Source organism: Pseudomonas marginalis, assembly GCF_900105325.1.
GTDB lineage: Bacteria > Pseudomonadota > Gammaproteobacteria > Pseudomonadales > Pseudomonadaceae > Aquipseudomonas > Aquipseudomonas marginalis.
The window spans coordinates 1,362,377-1,377,271 of the sequence record NZ_FNSU01000003.1 but is presented as its reverse complement, the minus strand read 5'-3'; the positions used below and the strand labels follow the sequence as shown (position 1 = coordinate 1,377,271).

The 14,895-nt window shown below is 63.5% G+C and carries 15 protein-coding genes; 8 read left to right on the top strand and 7 right to left on the bottom strand.

The features are described 5' to 3' along the window. Positions 1 to 77: 77 nt before the first annotated feature. Entirely contained in the window at positions 78 to 1,403 is a 1,326-nt protein-coding gene (locus tag BLW22_RS15375) for an aminotransferase-like domain-containing protein (protein WP_074846960.1), read from the top strand. Between the two features lie 23 nt (positions 1,404 to 1,426). Here the strand turns inward: BLW22_RS15375 and BLW22_RS15370 are convergent, their stop codons facing one another. Continuing rightward, positions 1,427 to 1,855 (bottom strand): nuclear transport factor 2 family protein, encoded by a 429-nt coding sequence (locus BLW22_RS15370; protein ID WP_024075865.1) that lies wholly within the window; start codon positions 1,853 to 1,855, stop codon positions 1,427 to 1,429. A 222-nt stretch (positions 1,856 to 2,077) separates the two neighbouring features. On the opposite strand from BLW22_RS15370, the gene BLW22_RS15365 reads away from it, so the two are divergent. The 4 genes from BLW22_RS15365 to BLW22_RS15350 all read left to right on the top strand — a co-directional run bounded on the left by BLW22_RS15365 (position 2,078) and on the right by BLW22_RS15350 (position 4,697). Beyond that, the gene (locus BLW22_RS15365; protein ID WP_074846959.1) at positions 2,078 to 3,172 is read left to right on the top strand and encodes an SMP-30/gluconolactonase/LRE family protein; all 1,095 of its coding nucleotides are present in this window, start codon (positions 2,078 to 2,080) and stop codon (positions 3,170 to 3,172) included. 102 nt (positions 3,173 to 3,274) lie between these two features. Continuing rightward, positions 3,275 to 3,493 carry a DUF6434 domain-containing protein gene (locus BLW22_RS15360; RefSeq protein ID WP_065928033.1) on the top strand — a complete coding sequence of 73 codons (219 nt, stop codon included), beginning with the start codon at positions 3,275 to 3,277 and terminating at the stop codon, positions 3,491 to 3,493. After that, entirely contained in the window at positions 3,490 to 3,960 is a 471-nt protein-coding gene (locus BLW22_RS15355) for a RidA family protein (protein ID WP_065928034.1), read from the top strand. Before BLW22_RS15360 ends, BLW22_RS15355 begins: the two co-directional genes overlap by 4 nt. Then, positions 3,960 to 4,697 carry a CPBP family intramembrane glutamic endopeptidase gene (locus BLW22_RS15350; RefSeq protein ID WP_074846958.1) on the top strand — a complete coding sequence of 246 codons (738 nt, stop codon included), beginning with the start codon at positions 3,960 to 3,962 and terminating at the stop codon, positions 4,695 to 4,697. The genes BLW22_RS15355 and BLW22_RS15350 overlap by 1 nt, the downstream gene beginning before the upstream one ends. An 860-nt stretch (positions 4,698 to 5,557) precedes the next feature. Here BLW22_RS15350 and BLW22_RS15335 read toward each other — a convergent pair. Both BLW22_RS15335 and BLW22_RS15330 read right to left on the bottom strand, forming a co-directional pair. After that, positions 5,558 to 7,264, bottom strand: coding sequence for an amidase (locus BLW22_RS15335; protein WP_074846955.1), 1,707 nt, complete (start codon positions 7,262 to 7,264; stop codon positions 5,558 to 5,560). A 56-nt stretch (positions 7,265 to 7,320) separates the two neighbouring features. After that, on the bottom strand, positions 7,321 to 8,106 hold the full coding sequence (locus BLW22_RS15330; protein ID WP_074846954.1) for a helix-turn-helix domain-containing protein: 786 nt from the start codon (positions 8,104 to 8,106) through the stop codon (positions 7,321 to 7,323). Positions 8,107 to 8,188: 82 nt separating this feature from the next. Between BLW22_RS15330 and BLW22_RS15325 the strand changes: the two genes are divergently transcribed. Continuing rightward, positions 8,189 to 8,509 carry a DUF2834 domain-containing protein gene (locus tag BLW22_RS15325; RefSeq protein WP_074846953.1) on the top strand — a complete coding sequence of 107 codons (321 nt, stop codon included), beginning with the start codon at positions 8,189 to 8,191 and terminating at the stop codon, positions 8,507 to 8,509. 47 nt (positions 8,510 to 8,556) lie between these two features. Here the strand turns inward: BLW22_RS15325 and BLW22_RS15320 are convergent, their stop codons facing one another. From BLW22_RS15320 to BLW22_RS15310, 3 genes are read right to left on the bottom strand one after another with little or no spacing between them, the layout of a single operon-like run. Then, a complete protein-coding gene (locus BLW22_RS15320; protein WP_065928039.1) occupies positions 8,557 to 9,480 on the bottom strand; it encodes a sugar ABC transporter substrate-binding protein in 924 nt (307 codons plus the stop codon). Between the two features lie 35 nt (positions 9,481 to 9,515). Beyond that, positions 9,516 to 10,649 (bottom strand): phytanoyl-CoA dioxygenase family protein, encoded by a 1,134-nt coding sequence (locus BLW22_RS15315; RefSeq protein ID WP_065928040.1) that lies wholly within the window; start codon positions 10,647 to 10,649, stop codon positions 9,516 to 9,518. Next, complete coding sequence (locus tag BLW22_RS15310; protein WP_074846952.1) at positions 10,649 to 11,491, bottom strand: SDR family oxidoreductase; 843 nt, start codon at positions 11,489 to 11,491, stop codon at positions 10,649 to 10,651. The genes BLW22_RS15315 and BLW22_RS15310 overlap by 1 nt, the downstream gene beginning before the upstream one ends. A gap of 122 nt (positions 11,492 to 11,613) precedes the next feature. Here BLW22_RS15310 and BLW22_RS15305 point away from each other — a divergent pair, with 122 nt between their 5' ends. Both BLW22_RS15305 and iolG read left to right on the top strand, forming a co-directional pair. Beyond that, the gene (locus tag BLW22_RS15305) at positions 11,614 to 12,639 is read left to right on the top strand and encodes a LacI family DNA-binding transcriptional regulator (protein WP_065928042.1); all 1,026 of its coding nucleotides are present in this window, start codon (positions 11,614 to 11,616) and stop codon (positions 12,637 to 12,639) included. 35 nt (positions 12,640 to 12,674) lie between these two features. Continuing rightward, positions 12,675 to 13,679, top strand: a complete 1,005-nt coding sequence (gene iolG / locus BLW22_RS15300; RefSeq protein ID WP_074846951.1) for an inositol 2-dehydrogenase — start codon at positions 12,675 to 12,677, stop codon at positions 13,677 to 13,679. Here the strand turns inward: iolG and BLW22_RS15295 are convergent. Then, positions 13,667 to 14,830, bottom strand: a complete 1,164-nt coding sequence (locus BLW22_RS15295) for a GGDEF domain-containing protein (protein WP_027608507.1) — start codon at positions 14,828 to 14,830, stop codon at positions 13,667 to 13,669. The two genes, iolG and BLW22_RS15295, sit on opposite strands and share 13 nt — an antisense overlap. Between the last annotated feature and the right edge of the window lie 65 nt (positions 14,831 to 14,895).

Here is a 14,895-nt window from a genome sequence, read left to right as displayed (position 1 = left end):
GAAAAGGATGAGTTGCGTGGCAGGCATCCTAGGGTTGAAGATAAAGACAATCAAAAAATTGTCATGGATACATCGCTATGCCCCGCGCCCGCTACAAGTCGTTGGTCGACAGCTTCGCCGAGGCCATTCGCTCAGGCAGCATGCCCCCCGGTACGCGACTGCCGACCCACCGCCAACTGGCCGCCGAACATGGCCTGGCGCTGGTCACCGCGAGCCGGGTGTACGCCGAGCTGGAGGCCATGGGCCTGGTCAGTGGCGAGACAGGCCGAGGCACCTTTGTGCGCGAAATCTCGCTGCCGCCGGGGCAGGGCAGCGGGCAGATGAGCGTGGCGGCGGGCATGCTCGATCTGAGTTTCAACTACCCGTCCTTGCCGGGCCAGGCCGACTTGCTGCGCACCGCATTGCGCCAGTTGGCGCTGTCCGGCGACCTTGAAGCGCTGCTGCGTTACCAGCCCCACGCCGGTCGCCTGCATGAGCGCGCCGCTGTCGCGCGGCACCTTTTGAGTCGAGGGCTGACGGTCGAGGCCGAACAGGTGCTGGTGGTCAGTGGCGCCCAGCACGGGTTGGCCGTGACCATGATGACCTTGCTCAAGCCCGGTGATGTGATCGCCGTCGACGCCTTGACGTATTCGGGGTTCAAGGTGCTGGCCGAGACCCTGCACTTGGAGATCGTCGCCATCCCGGTCACCGCCGACGGCCCGGACCTGGACTACCTGCACAGCCTGTGTCGCAAGCGCCCGGTGCGTGCCGTGTACAGCATGCCGACTTTGCATAACCCGTTGGGCTGGGTGCTGAGCCTGGCGCAGCGCGAGCAGTTGGTGGCGGTTGCCCGTGAGCACAACCTGATGATCATCGAGGACGCGGCCTACGCGTTCCTGGCCGAGGACGCGCCGCTGCCCGTGGCCAGATTGGCGCCGGAGCGCACGGTCTATGTGGGCGGGCTGTCGAAAAGTGTCGCGACCGGCCTGCGCGTGGGGTTTATCGCTGCCCCGTCGGGTTGGGTCAAAGCACTGGAACGCACCATCATGGCCACCACCTGGAACGTGCCGGGGGTGATGAGTGCGATTGCGGTGGCCTGGCTCGAGGATGGCACCGTGGCGCAACTTGAAACCCACAAGCGCCAGGATGCGCGGGCGCGGCAAGCCTTGGCCGCGCAGGTGCTCAAGGGGGTGGCCTACACCAGCCACCCGTCATCGTATTTCTTGTGGCTGCCCCTGGCGGAAGAGGCCCGCGCCGATCAAGTCGCCATGACCTTGCAGCGCGACGGTATTTCCGTCTCCACCGCCGAGCCCTTCGCCGTCTCGGCCCACGTGCCCCATGCGTTGCGCCTGGCCTTGGGCTCGGTGGACATGCCGGCGCTGCGCGAGGCGTTGCTGAAGGTGCGCAAGGTGGTGCAGTGGTGAGCCCGATGGCCCACCGCTAGCCATCAGAATTTAAACGCCTGGCGCCCGATCAGCAGCCAGTGGCCTTTCTGTTTTTGCCAGATCTGGAAGTTCTCGATTTCGGTGGGCACTTCCTTGCCGCTGTTCACCGCCAGGGCGGAGAAGTGGTTGCGTACCAGGGCGGTATCGCCACTCAGGGTGATGGTCTGTTTCTGCATTTCCAGGGTCTTGAAGCCGCTGCGTCCGGTCTCGATGTCGGCGATGAATTCCTGCTTGTTCTGGATCTTGCCGCTGGAGTGGCCGTAGGTGAGGTTCTCGGCGGTCAGGCTCTGGAGCTGCTTGAGGTCTTTATGCAGCATCGCCTGGGTCAGGTGGTCGACCGCTTGGGCGACGTCTTTGTCGGCGGCAGGGGCCGCGGCCACATAGCCGCTGAACAGGCACAGAAAACCGATCAGCACTTTGACGTTTTGCATGGGTGTTTCCTTATTGTTGTTGGGGAGGTGTACGGGCAACACGTTACTGAATATGTTGTCGTACAACATTGCAATAGTCGAAGGGCTTTTGGAAAGTAAAATTTGGAATATTTGCGCAGTGCCTTACGTTGTAAAGGGTGGTTGAAGCCTTCAATCTTGTACGATGTCTCATCACAGGTTAAAACTAGTCTCCCGTCTAACAATAAAATAACGGAGATACCCATGGATTTTCCCCCTTCGCCTGCCCGCTCCGAACACAGCCGCCGGGTCTTTCTCCAGCGATCCCTGGCGGTTTCCGCGTCGGTGGCGGTGCTGGGCAACCTGCCTCGCCTGGCAGACGCGGCCGAGCCCTTGAGCCAGCGTTATCCAGACCCCCTGATCAAGGTGCTCGACGACAGTTTCCTCGAGCTGCGCCTGTTCAATGCCAGCGTTGAGCGCCTGGCGACCGGCCTGCGCTGGGCCGAAGGACCGGTGTGGATCGGCGATGGCCGCTACCTGCTGCTCAGTGATATTCCCAACAACCGCATCGTGCGTTGGGATGAGGTGACCGACAGCCTGTCGGTGTACCGTGAAAACGCCAACTTCTCCAACGGCATGTGCCGCGATCGCCAGGGCCGCCTGCTGGTGTGCGAAGGTTCGACCACTTCTGGCGAGGGGCGGCGCATCACTCGCACCGAACATAACGGTAGCATCACGGTGCTGGCGGACAGCTTTGACGGCAAACCCTTCAACTCGCCCAACGACATCGTGTGCAAGCGCGATGGTTCGGTGTGGTTCAGCGACCCGCCATTCCAGACCGGCAACAACTACGAAGGCCACAAGATCACCCCCACCCAGCCCCATGGCGTGTATCGCATCGACGCTGACAGTGGCAAGGTTACGCGGGTGATCGACGACCTCAACGGTCCCAACGGCCTGTGCTTTTCGCCGGATGAAAAGACCCTCTACGTGGTGGAAGGGCGCGCCAAGCCCAACCGACTGATCTGGGCGATTGACGTCAAGGACGACGGCACCCTGGGCGAACGGCGCAAGCATATCGAAGGCCTCGAATACGCAGCGCTGGACGGCATCAAGTGCGACGAGAGCGGCAATCTCTGGTGTGGCTGGGGCGGCAATGGCGACCCCAAGGCCGACCTGGAAAAGCTCGACGGCGTGCGCGTGTTCAATTCCCAGGGCAAGGCCATCGGGCATATCTCGCTGCCGGAACGCTGCCCCAACCTGTGCTTTGGCGGCCGCGAAGGCAACCGCCTGTTCATGGCCGGCAGCCATTCGATCTACGCGTTGTTCGTCAATACGCGAGGGGCGGATTTCGCCTGATAGGCGCTGAAAAAAATCAACTGTCAGCGCCGGTTGGCCGGCGTTCACAGTGGCTATTTAGCGCTATGCTGCGCGCTCCTGAAACATCAGAGCGTTACGCAAATGGACTTTGATTGGCACAGCGCCCCTATCACCCGCAGCACGCCTGTCACTTCACACTACAAAAACACCCAGAACGTACGCCGTTTCATGCGTGAGCACTGCGGCGCGGGGTTCACGTTCGACCGGCCTTTCATGGCGTGGATTCGCAACGCAACACCCAAGACGATGGGCGACGTGGTGGATGAGTGGCAGCGTCGCAACGAGGACTCCCGAGCATGACACCGGATGAAAAATACCAAGCCGTGCAAAAACGTCTCGGCTATCAATTGGATGAATTCAAAGTCGGTGGCAACTACACGCCGCTGGTGCGCGACGGTAACCATCTGTACATCAGCGGGCAGATCCCGCGTGTCGGCGACACGGTCATGCTGCCGGGTAAGGTCGGTGACACCTTGACCCTGGCCCAGGCACAGATCGCCGCCGGCATCAGTGCATTGCGCTGCCTGGGCCTGCTCAAGCAGGCGCTCGGTTCGCTGGATCGGGTCAAGGCCATCCCGCGTATCACCGTGTATGTACGCAGCGCCGAGGACTTCGATCAGCAGAGTGAAGTGGCCAACGGCGCCTCGGACCTGTTGCACGAGATCCTCGGCGGTGCCGGGGTGCATTCGCGCACGTCGGTGGGGGTGATGCAACTGCCGAAGTCGGCGGCGGTGGAAATCGACATGGTCGCGGTCGCGCACGACTGATGGTCAGCCAAGGTCTGGTCGTCCTGCTCAACTACGGCCTGCACCTGGCGCCGGGCTTGCTGCTGTTTGGCCTGTGGTTCGGGTTGACGCCCAAGTCGTTGCCGGCCATGCGCATCCTGATTTTGCTCGCGGCGTTCGTACTGATGCGCGATGTGATGACGCCCCTGGGCATGTGGGCGCTCAGTGAAGACGTGCAAATCGCCTTCACCGCGAATGCCTTTGTATTGGCGGCGCTGGGTGGCCTGTCGGTGCTGCTGGCCGTAGTGTTGGTCCGGGTGGCGCCGGAGTTGTGGCGCCTGGTGGTATGGACCCGGGGCCACCGCGCCCTTGGCCTGGCGGTGGGGTTTGCGGTCGGTTGCCTGATCGGTGTGCCGTTGCGGCTCTATCAAGGGATAGAGCCGCACGCGATCCCCGGCTACTGGGTGTGGCTGCCGGGCATGGTGGTGTTGGCCTATGGCGCCAATGCGCTGGAGGAAGTGTTGTTTCGCGGGTTTTTGCAGGGCTACCTTGAACAGCAGGTGACACCGCTGCGAGCGGCGCTGATCAGTGGCGTGGCGTTTGCCGCCTGCCATGCCTTCCTGGCCTTGAGCGTGACTCAACTGGGCTGGCCGGTGTTGCTGTTTACCCTGATCGAAGGGCTGGCCTGCGCACTGGTGCGCATGCGTCATGGCGTGTTGGCGGCGACGGCCTGCCATGGCACGGCAATCCTGCTGATTGCGGTGCCCTATATGGCCTGACTTGAAATGCGCTCAGAACGGTGGGAGGGGGCTTGCTCCCGATTGCAGTGGGTCAGCCACCGATGCATCAACTGACACGCCCTCATCGGGAGCAAGCCCCCTCCCACATTTTTTACCGAGTACACCAGCCCCAACTCCAATTGGCTCCAAGGCCGAAAAAGCCAGAGCAAAAGCAGACCGAGATCTACCTGATATATGCAGTTCCAAATGTGGGAGGGGGCTTGCTCCCGATGGCAGTAGTTCAGCCACAGATGCATCAACTGACACTCCCTCATCGGGAGCAAGCCCCCACACTTAACCGAGTACACCAGTGACAACTCCGGTCGGCTCGAAGACTGCAAAAGCCAGAGTAAAAGCAGACCGAGATCTACCTGATATATGCAGATCCAAATGTGGGAGGGGGCTTGCTCCCGATGGCAGTAGTTCAGCCACAGATGCATCAACTGACACGCCCTCATCGGGAGCAAGCCCCCTCCCACATTTTTTACCGAGTACACCAGCCCAACTCCAGTTAGCTCCAAGGCCGAAAAAGCCAGAGCAAAAGCAGACCGAGATCTACCTGATATATGCAGTTCCAAATGTGGGAGGGGGCTTGCTCCCGATGGCAGTGGGTCAGCCACAGATGCATCAACTGACACTCCCTCATCGGGAGCAAGCCCCCACACTTAACCGAGTACACCAGTGACAACTCCGGTCGGCTCGAAGACTGCAAAAGCCAGAGTAAAAGCAGACCGAGATCTACCTGATATATGCAGATCCAAATGTGGGAGGGGGCTTGCTCCCGATGGCAGTGGGTCAGCCACAGATGCATCAACTGACACGCCCTCATCGGGAGCAAGCCCCCTCCCACAGTGAAGCAGTTAGTTTGTCGCCAGCGGCGGCGTGCGCGGCGGGATCAGGCGTTTGCTGCCGGTGGCTTCATACGCCGCCGCAAACCGCAGCAATGCCGAATCATCGTAGGCGCGCCCGGCAAAGGTCAGCCCGACCGGCATGCCGATGTCCGCCATCACGCCCATGGGCACGGTAACGGTAGGCACGCCCAGGTGGCGGATGGCGAGGTTGCCGTTGGCCACCCACACACCGTTGCTCCAGGCAATGTCCGCACTGGCTTCGTTCACATCGGCATCCGCAGGGCCTACATCGGCCACGGTGGGGAACAGCACAGCGTCGAGGCCGAGCTTATCCATCCAGTCTTCCAGGTCGATCCGCCGGGTTTGCTCCAGGCCGCGCAGGCCATCGGGGACGGTGCTAATCTCGTTCCACGGGGTGATGCCACGCTCGGCCATGCGCACGTACTCGTCCATGCCGGCTGCGAGGTCGTCTTCACGGTTGGGCAAGGTGCCAGGGTCGTGGGGGAAGATTTTCGGCCCGTCCACATCGGCCAGGCGGTTCAGGGCCGGGTCGTTGTTGGCGCGCAGGAAATCATCGAAGGCCCAGGCCGACAGTTCCCACAGTTCATCGTGCAGGAATTCCCGGGACACCAGGCCACGATTAAACACGGTCGGCGCGCCTGGACGGTCGCCTTCGCAGTTGGACACCAGTGGGAAGTCGACCTCGATGACTTCGGCACCGGCGGCTTCCAGCGCCTGGCGTGCGTCTTTCCAGAGGTCGATCACGCTGGCACGGGTGTTGATCTTCTGCCCGGTGGGGCCGCCGATGCCGGGCTTTTCGCTGGTGCCGGCCTCGGGGTCGGCGTTGATGTACATGCGCGGCACGCCGAAGCGTTTGCCGGCCAGGGATTCGGCCGTCGCCGCCAATTCAGGGTAAGACGCCGGGCGTACCGAGGCGACGCTGGGGATCGGCACCCACGGCTGCAGGCGCCACAGGTCGCCACGGGTGTGCGGGTCTTCAGCCACTATCACGTCGAGCACTTCCAGCAGGTCGGCCATGGTGCGGGCGTAGGGCACCACCACGTCCATGGTCGGGGTCAACGGCCAGTTGCCGCGCACCGAAATCACCCCACGGGACGGGGTGTAGGCGCACAGGCCATTGTTGGACGCCGGGCCACGGCCGCTGGACCAGGTTTCTTCCGCCAGGCCGAAGGCGGCAAAGCTGGCGGCGGTGGCGGTGCCGGCACCGTTGGACGAACCGGAGGCGAACGGCGCGGTGAGGTAGTCGGCGTTATACGGGCTTTCCGCGCGGCCATACACGCCGCGCTGCATGCCGCCATTGGCCATCGGCGGCATGTTGGTCTTGCCCAGGCAGATGGCGCCACCGGCGCGCAGGCGCTCGATGGTGAACGCATCGCGCTGGGCGACAAGGCTGGCAAAGGCCGGGCTGCCCGAGGCGGCCGTCAGCCCTTTGACCAGGTAGCTGTCCTTGGCGGTGTAGGGAATGCCATCCAGTGGCCCCAGGGTTTCGCCCTTGGCCCGACGTGCATCGGAGGCTTGGGCTTCCTTGAGGGCTTCGGGGTTACGCACGATGACGGCGTTGAGGGCGGTAGCGGTCTGCGGGCCGTCGTAGGCATCGATCCGTGCGAGGTAAGCCTGCACCAGTTCAACGGCTGTGGTCTGGCCGGATTCGAGCGCCGCGCGCAATTGGGCAATGGAGACTTCGGTAACTTGCATGACGTTTTCTTCGCCGCCTTAAGTTGAGGTATGGCGGCAGTCTACGTACAGATATTTCACAAAACCAGTGCGGCATTTTCCCCTTGGGCGGCACGCATCACCTGCCAGGTGGCGTCGTCTGCGGGAATCAGATGTTCGATACGCAGGGAGGCGAGGGTGATGTCCTGGGGCATGCCGAAGGTGGTGAAGGTGGACAGAAAGCTCAGCTCGCCCTGGCTGGTATGCACGCGGGTCAACACCAGCGGCGGCATTTCAGGCGGCGGCGTGGTGTGGGCGGGGGCGGGCAGGCTCTCCAGTAGAGCGGCCAGCACAGGGTTGTCCAGCGCCTCGCGGCTTGCCCGTTGCCAGGCCAGGGTGCGGATTTCTTCGGCGTTGACCAGGTGGTCGCCCAGGCCGCCGGGTTGCAGCAGGGTGGTCAGCAGGTTCAGGCCTTCCAGCGGCGGCGTGACCCCCACCAGTTCCAACAGCGCGCCGGTACTCGCATTCGCCGCCAGCACTTCCCAGTGGCTGCCCAGCAGGATCGCCGGGGCCGGGTTGTTGGCGTGCAGGACATGGCTGACCGCCTCGCGAATTGCGGCCATGGCCGGGGAGGCGAGCGGGGTAGCGGTATAGCGTGGCGCGAAGCCGGCGGCGAGGAATACGCGGTTGCACTGCTCCAGCGGTGTTTCCAGTGCGCTGAGCAGGTGATGCAACGTACCTGGGCTCGGCTTGGCGCGGCCGGTTTCGAGGCAACTGAGGTGGCGCTGGGACACGCCGGTGATCAGGGCCAGGTCAAGTTGGCTCAGACCAGCCTGTCGGCGTAGCTGGCGCAGATGTTCGCCGGCAGTAGCGGGGTTATCCATGGCGTGACTATGACCTCCGAGGTCATTGCGAGGGGGCAACCTTATCACTAGGGTGGGCTTCGATCACGTCAAGGAACAGACCATGCACAAACCTTATCTGGCCCTCGCCGCTCTGCTGGGTTTTTCGCTGTACACCCTGTTCACGCTGCTCACGGCCGAGCAATCGTTGCTGGCCTTCGGACGAGAGTTGATATCGCGCCCGGACACCGCGCAGGTCGTCATCGACCTGTACCTGATGGCCGTACTGGCCTGTGTGTGGATGTACCGGGATGCACGGGCGCGGGGGCGGTCGCTGGCGTCGGTGCTGCCGTACTTCTTGCTGACGGCGGTGTTCGTGTCGGTGGGGCCGTTGCTGTATATCGTCATCAATGGGGTTGTGCGACGCGCAGAGCGTCAGGACTGACGGGTCTACTTGTGGCGAGGGAGCAAGCCCCCTCGCCACGATGAAGTTTATGGGTTGAGGAATGCCTGGTAGTTGTCCTTGGTGATCTGCTGATAAGGAATGGTCAGCTCGGCGTCATACGGCTGTTTCTTGACCATCTTCACCGCCAGGTCAATGGAGCCCACGGCCTGCCCCTTGTTGTCCTGATACGCCGTCACCAGCAACTGGCCTTTCTTCACTGCGTCCAAACCGGCCGCGCCGCCATCGCTGCCGGCCACCAGAATATCCTTGCCGGGCTGCATGCCGGCCTGGCTGATCGCCATGGCCGCGCCAATCGCCATTTCATCGGCATTCGCCGCCACGGCGTCGATTTTGCGCCCGGACACGATCCAGTTGTTCATCAGGTCAATTGCCTTGCTGCGCTGCCATTCGGCACTCTGCTCCTCGACGATCTTTATACCTGGATAGTCCTTGAGCACGTTCTTGACCCCCAGCGTACGGTTGTGGGTGGCGTTGTTGGACAGCAGCCCGAGCATGATCGCCAGGTTGCCTTTGCCGCCCATTTTCTCGGCCAGGTAGCGCATCTGGATTTCACCGGCCTTGATCTCATCCGAGCCGACATAGCCAACCCCTGGCGGTACTTCCTTGAACTCGGGGCGGCGGTTGACGTACACCAGCGGGATCCTGGCCTGTTGGGCATTGACCGTCATTTTCTGGGTGGCGGCGGTGTCTACGGCGTTGACGATAATTGCGTCCATGCCCTGGGCGGTGAAGTTCTGCACCTGGTTAAGCTGGCGCACCACGTCCCCCTGGGCGTCTTCGAATTGCAGGGTCACGCCGGGCAGTTCCCGGGCGTGGGCGGCCATGTAGTCACGCATTTGCGCGAGAAATACGTCGTCGACCTGGGCGATGCTCACGCCGATCCGTATATCGGCCAGCGCCCAGGGGGTGATGGCGAGGGTCAAGAGTGCCGCAAGGAGTTGCTTCTTCATGGTTGTGCTCCGTTGTTTTTGTTGTTGTTAAAACATCACGCCTGGCGCTTGGCCCGCAGTTGCGCCACGGCCGCGGCGAAGTCCTCATACGCCCAGCGTTCGTCGAGGGCCTGCAGCATGAGTTGCTGCCCGGTTTGCGGGGCCAGGCCCTGCAAGGGTGGGTCGGTGTCGAGGTTGGTGGGGAAGGCATAGCCGTCGGCGGTGCAGGCCACCACCGCTGCAATCGCCTGGGCATCCAGGGCCGTGTTGGCCAGCAGGACCGGGTACACCGCCAGCATCATGCGGTCGCGGTCGAGGGCTTCCATGGGCTTGCCGAAGGCCGAGGAGATTTGCAGCAGGTTGGCCATGCGCTGGTGGCCGGCCGTGCGGTTGGTGCCGGCGGCGTGGAACAGCGCCGGGTTGAAAAACAGCAGGTCGCCCTTGTCCAGCGCCAGTTGCACGGCGTGCTGCTGGAAGTGCTCGATAAATTCGGGGCGCCGCCAGGCCAGGTAACCCAGGGCGTATTGCTGGGAAAACGGCAGCAACTGGGTGGGGCCGCTTTCCAGCGGCATCGCCGAGTGGGCCACTGCGCCCTGCAACGTCAGGTACTGGGACAGCACATGCAAGGGCAGGGGAAAGCGCTCCACCACCTCGGTGGTCTGGAAGCCCAGGTGATAGTCGCGGTGCGGCTGTTGCGCCTGGCCGCCGGGGTGCACCACGTTCACTTGCGCCGTTACCTGATAGCTCGGGCCCAGCCATGCCTCGGCGATCAGCCCCAGCAGCGGGTTGGCGTAATACTCCACAAAGGATTGCGGCGACTGTAGCGCGGCCTTCTGCAATGAATTCCAGATACGCCCGTTACTGCCGGCCTTGGCAAAATGGTCGGCGGCCACGCCTTGGGCGGCCTCCTGGGCAAAGATCGCCTCGAACACCTGGCTGTGGCGATCCACCACTTCCAGGTCCTCATAGGCGCGGCGCACCACCATCACGCCCGGTCCATCGCGAAACAAACGGTGCAGTTCATTCATCACCGTGTGGCGGTCGCTGTTGCGCAAGGTGCAGGCCTGATAGACCGGCACGTTGCCGAGCACTTCCGCAGCCAGGGGATAGTCCTCGGCACGCGCCTGTTGCGCGCAAATCCGCTTGAAATCCTCAATGCGTACATCCTGCAGTGTCACAAATGCCGACATTACTCACCTCCCAGGCTCAGGGCATTGAAGGGCTGCGGGCTGCCGCTGTCGGTGCAGCCGACCACGCCTTGCTCCAGGTCGATCACCGCGCCGGTCATCATCCCCGACTCGCGCGACAGCAGGAACGCCACGCTTTGCGCCACCTCTTCGGGCTTGAGCAGGCGGCCGAACGGCTGCGCGCGTTCCGCCTCAGCCAGCCAACCGTCCTGGGCGCCGTGGTACTGGCGCTGGATCTGATCCTCATGGGGCGTGTCCATCCAGCCGATGTTCAGGCCGTTGACGCGGATCCGGTTGCGCAGCGCACTGAACGCCACGTTCCTGGTCAGGATCGCCAGCGCACCTTTGGACGCCGCATACGCGCAAAGGAACGATTGACCACCATGCCCGGTGATGCTCTGGATGTTTACCACGGCGCCTTCCACGCCCTGGCTGATCATCAATTTCAACGCGTCCTGCATCAGGAAAAACGGCGCCCGCACATTCACCGCCATCAGCCGATCGAACAGCTGCGGCGAGGTGTCGACAATGGTGCCGCGGTCCGACATCCCGGCGCAGTTCACCAGGCCATGCAGGGTGCCGAAGTGGGTGCGCGCGGCCTCGATGATCGCGCGGCGATCCTCGACCTGTTCAAGGTCGGCCTCGACAAAAAACGCCTGGCAATCCAGCTGCGCCAACTGCCGCACCTGTTCTTCGCCCTGGGCGCGGCGCCGCCCGCAAATGATCAGCCCGGCGGCGCCGCGTCGCGCCAGGGTGTGGGCCACGGCGGCGCCCAGGCCCTGGGTGCTGCCGGTGACGACAAAATATTGGCCGTTGAACGTACTGGCGAGGTCGGCTTGAGGCATGGGGTTCTCCTGGATTGTTGTTGTTTTGATTGCCCGGCTCGACGCCGGACAAAACTGAGACTAGCATTGCAAAACCTCAGTAATACCTAAAAAAGACCTCATAAACACCTCAGGCGAAACCCATGCTCGAACGCGCCAAACACTTCTCCATCAAGCAACTCGCGACCCAGGCGGGCGTGAGCAAGGCCACGGTCGACCGCGTGCTGCATCAGCGCGGCAGCGTGCACGGCCAGACTCGCCGACGTATCGAGCAGGCGCTGGATGAACTGGAATCCCAGGAGAAAAACGGCCTGGCGGTAGGGCGCACCTTCCATGTCGACGTGATCATGCACACCCCTCAGCGTTTCAGCGCCGCGGTGCAGGCGGCGATCACCGCGCAACTGGCCAGCCTGGCGCCGTTTCGCATCGCCCCGCGTTTTCACCTGTTCGAAGAAATCGAGCCCCAGGCCATGCACGATCAGTTGCTGCGCTGCCTCGACACCGGCAGCCAGGGCGTGGTGCTCAAGGCCGCCGACGAGCCGGCGGTGAACCAGGCCGTCAAGCACCTGATCGCGGCGGGCATCCCGGTGGTGACCCTGGTGACGGACCTGCCGCAAAGCGAACGCATCGGCTACGTCGGCATGGACAACCGCACCGCCGGCCAGACCGCCGCCTACCTGATGTCGCGCTGGCTGCCGGCGTTGCCCCAGGACGTGGCGGTGGTGATCGGCAGCGAGTTGTTCCGTGGCGAGGAGGAGCGCGAGATGGGCTTTCGCGCCTGGCTGCGCGGGCGAGCCCCCCACCTGCGGGTGCTGGACGTCAGCGGCGGCTATGGCGTGTACCCGCGCACCTTCGAGCGGGTCACCCAGGCGCTGCAACAGCATCCCGGCCTCAAGGCGGTGTACAGCGTCGGCGGCGGCAACCGTGCGATTGTCGACGCCTTCGCCGCCCTGGGTCGCCCGCTGGAGGTGTTTATCGGCCACGACCTCGACGAAGAAAACCGCCAACTGCTGCTGGACGAAAAAATCGCCGCGATCATCGACCACAACCTGCAGATCGATGCCCGCCACGTGTTCCTGCACATCCTGCACTACCACCGGTTGTGGAAGGCCGGCCCGATTGCGCCGTCACAGGTGCAGATCGTCACCCCGTTCAACCTGCCGGACTGAGCACTCCCCCAAACAACAAGATCAGGAGTTCAACCATGCTACGTATCGCTGTTCTAGGTGCCGGGCGCATCGCCAGGATCCACGCCGCCAATGTCGCCGCCCACCCGAATGCCACGCTGGTGCTGGTGGCCGATCCCTGGCGCGAAGGCGTCGATGCCCTCAGCCGCCAACTGGGCTGCGAGGCGGCCTACGATTGCGCCGCCGTCCTCACGCGCAAAGACATCGACGCCGTGGTCATCGGCACCCCTACCGACACCCATATCGACCTGCTGTTGGCGGCGGTCGCCGAGGGCAAGGCGGTACTCTGCGAGAAGCCCATCGACCTCGATATCGCCAAGGCCCGCAGCGCCGCCCAGGCCGTGGAGCGCCAGGGCGGCAAGGTGATGCTCGGCTTCAATCGCCGTTTCGACCCCGACATGCTGCGCCTGCGCCAGGCCCTGGATGCCGGCCAGATCGGCGCAGTGCGCCAAGTGATCATCACCAGTCGCGACCCAGGCCTGGCCCCGCGGGACTACCTGGAACACTCCGGTGGCATCCTGCGCGACATGACCATCCACGACTTCGACACCGCCCGCCACCTGCTCGGCGAAGAACCGGTGGAAGTCGCCGCCATCGCCAGCCGCCTGGTGGACCCGAGCCTGGAACAGATCGACGACTACGACAGCGTGATGGTCCTGCTGCGTACCGCCTCCGGCAAGCAATGCCATATCAACTGCTGCCGCCAGGCGGTATACGGTTACGACCAGCGCGTGGAAGTCTCCGGCGCCCTTGGCGTGCTGCTCACCGACAACCATCGCCCCAGCACCCTGCGCCACTGGAGCGCCGACCACACCGAAGCGCTGGAACCGTTGCAGCATTTCTTCCTGGAGCGTTACGCCGATGCCTATCGCAATGAGCTGACCCGGTTTATCGATGCGCTGAACAGCGGCCAGGCACTGCCCACCAGTGTGCGCGACGGGTTGTATGCGCTGCATCTGGCCGATTGTGCGTTGGAGTCGGTGAGAACGGGGAGGTGCGTGGCGGTCAGTTACGACCTGTAGGCCCCGGTCCGATCCACCAACCGAATGCTGTCCCGTCCGCCACGCTTGGATTCATACAGCGTGGTATCTCCCTGTTCGATCAGCGCCGCCAGGCTGGCCGGCGGCTGGTCGAACAGGGTGGCGCCGATGCTCAGGGTCACCGGCGCGGGCGTGGCAAAGGTTTGTGCGGCCAGTTGCTGGAACTGCTCGCGCAGGCTGCTGCCCAGTTCGACGATCTGCTCGGTCGAGGCCGGGTTAAGCAGGATCACAAACTCATCACCGCCCAAACGTGCGGCCAGCGCGCCTCGGGGCACGACTGCGCGAATCATCTCGCTCAAGGCGATCAGCACACGGTCGCCGGCGGTATGGCCGTGGAGGTCGTTCACCGACTTGAAGTTGTCGATATCGATCAGCAGCAGTGCGCCCGGTTGTTGCGCCGACACCTGGGCCAGCAGGCGCGGCGCGCGCAGGTCGAGGGCGCGGCGGTTGTAGAGGGCGGTGAGCGGGTCGCGGGCGGCGAGGCGGGCGATCTGCTGTTCGCGGCGGTAGCGTTCCGAGCCGGTCATCGACAGCGCAATCAGCATGATCGCCATGGCGCCTTCCACCAGGGACACCTGGATGATCTCGCCCTTGAACGCCGCAAGGTCGATCAAGGTGCCAGGGATCACCACCGACAGCGCCTTGGCCACGTAGAACATGCCGTGGACCAGCAGCACATAACGCAGTTGCACCGCGCCGATGCTCAATGATCGGCCGTGGGGCCGCAGCAGGAAACTGGCGCGCAGGGTCGGCAGCGCGACCAGCAGCGACTGCACGCCCAACATGGCTTTGGACCACGGCAGGTCGGTCGGGAGCATCAGCATGCCCAGCCACACGGCCAGCAGCAGCCACCACCGCGGCGACAGGCGTACCTGGGTAAAGCGCGCGACCCCGAGCAAGAACAGGCAGTGCGCGGCCACCAGCAAGCCGTTGGCAAACCAGATGCCGATGAGCAGGTAGCCATTGATGCGCAGCAGGGCCAAGGTGGAGCCGACGGTGATGGTGGCGAAACCGGCGCTCCAGAACAGCAGCGAAGGTTCGCGTACGCTGCGCCATTCTATGGCCAGGTACAGGGCAGCAGCGGCGGCCAGGGCAACGGTGAGTGCCAAAATCGTAGGAGGGTCGAGCGTCATTTCGTGCCGGGTCTGCCTGGGTGTGCGTTGAGGCTGGGGATTGTAAGCGCACACGCAGGTTTTTC

Coding starts and splice junctions, on each gene's coding strand:
- BLW22_RS15335 (WP_074846955.1), bottom strand. CDS start 7,264: ATGCAAGTTACCGAAGTCTCCATTGCCCAATTGCGCGCGGCGCTCGAA.
- BLW22_RS15315 (WP_065928040.1), bottom strand. CDS start 10,649: ATGTCGGCATTTGTGACACTGCAGGATGTACGCATTGAGGATTTCAAG.
- BLW22_RS15365 (WP_074846959.1), top strand. CDS start 2,078: ATGGATTTTCCCCCTTCGCCTGCCCGCTCCGAACACAGCCGCCGGGTC.
- BLW22_RS15370 (WP_024075865.1), bottom strand. CDS start 1,855: ATGCAAAACGTCAAAGTGCTGATCGGTTTTCTGTGCCTGTTCAGCGGC.
- BLW22_RS15330 (WP_074846954.1), bottom strand. CDS start 8,106: ATGGATAACCCCGCTACTGCCGGCGAACATCTGCGCCAGCTACGCCGA.
- BLW22_RS15295 (WP_027608507.1), bottom strand. CDS start 14,830: ATGACGCTCGACCCTCCTACGATTTTGGCACTCACCGTTGCCCTGGCC.
- iolG (WP_074846951.1), top strand. CDS start 12,675: ATGCTACGTATCGCTGTTCTAGGTGCCGGGCGCATCGCCAGGATCCAC.
- BLW22_RS15360 (WP_065928033.1), top strand. CDS start 3,275: ATGGACTTTGATTGGCACAGCGCCCCTATCACCCGCAGCACGCCTGTC.
- BLW22_RS15350 (WP_074846958.1), top strand. CDS start 3,960: ATGGTCAGCCAAGGTCTGGTCGTCCTGCTCAACTACGGCCTGCACCTG.
- BLW22_RS15355 (WP_065928034.1), top strand. CDS start 3,490: ATGACACCGGATGAAAAATACCAAGCCGTGCAAAAACGTCTCGGCTAT.
- BLW22_RS15320 (WP_065928039.1), bottom strand. CDS start 9,480: ATGAAGAAGCAACTCCTTGCGGCACTCTTGACCCTCGCCATCACCCCC.
- BLW22_RS15375 (WP_074846960.1), top strand. CDS start 78: ATGCCCCGCGCCCGCTACAAGTCGTTGGTCGACAGCTTCGCCGAGGCC.
- BLW22_RS15310 (WP_074846952.1), bottom strand. CDS start 11,491: ATGCCTCAAGCCGACCTCGCCAGTACGTTCAACGGCCAATATTTTGTC.
- BLW22_RS15325 (WP_074846953.1), top strand. CDS start 8,189: ATGCACAAACCTTATCTGGCCCTCGCCGCTCTGCTGGGTTTTTCGCTG.
- BLW22_RS15305 (WP_065928042.1), top strand. CDS start 11,614: ATGCTCGAACGCGCCAAACACTTCTCCATCAAGCAACTCGCGACCCAG.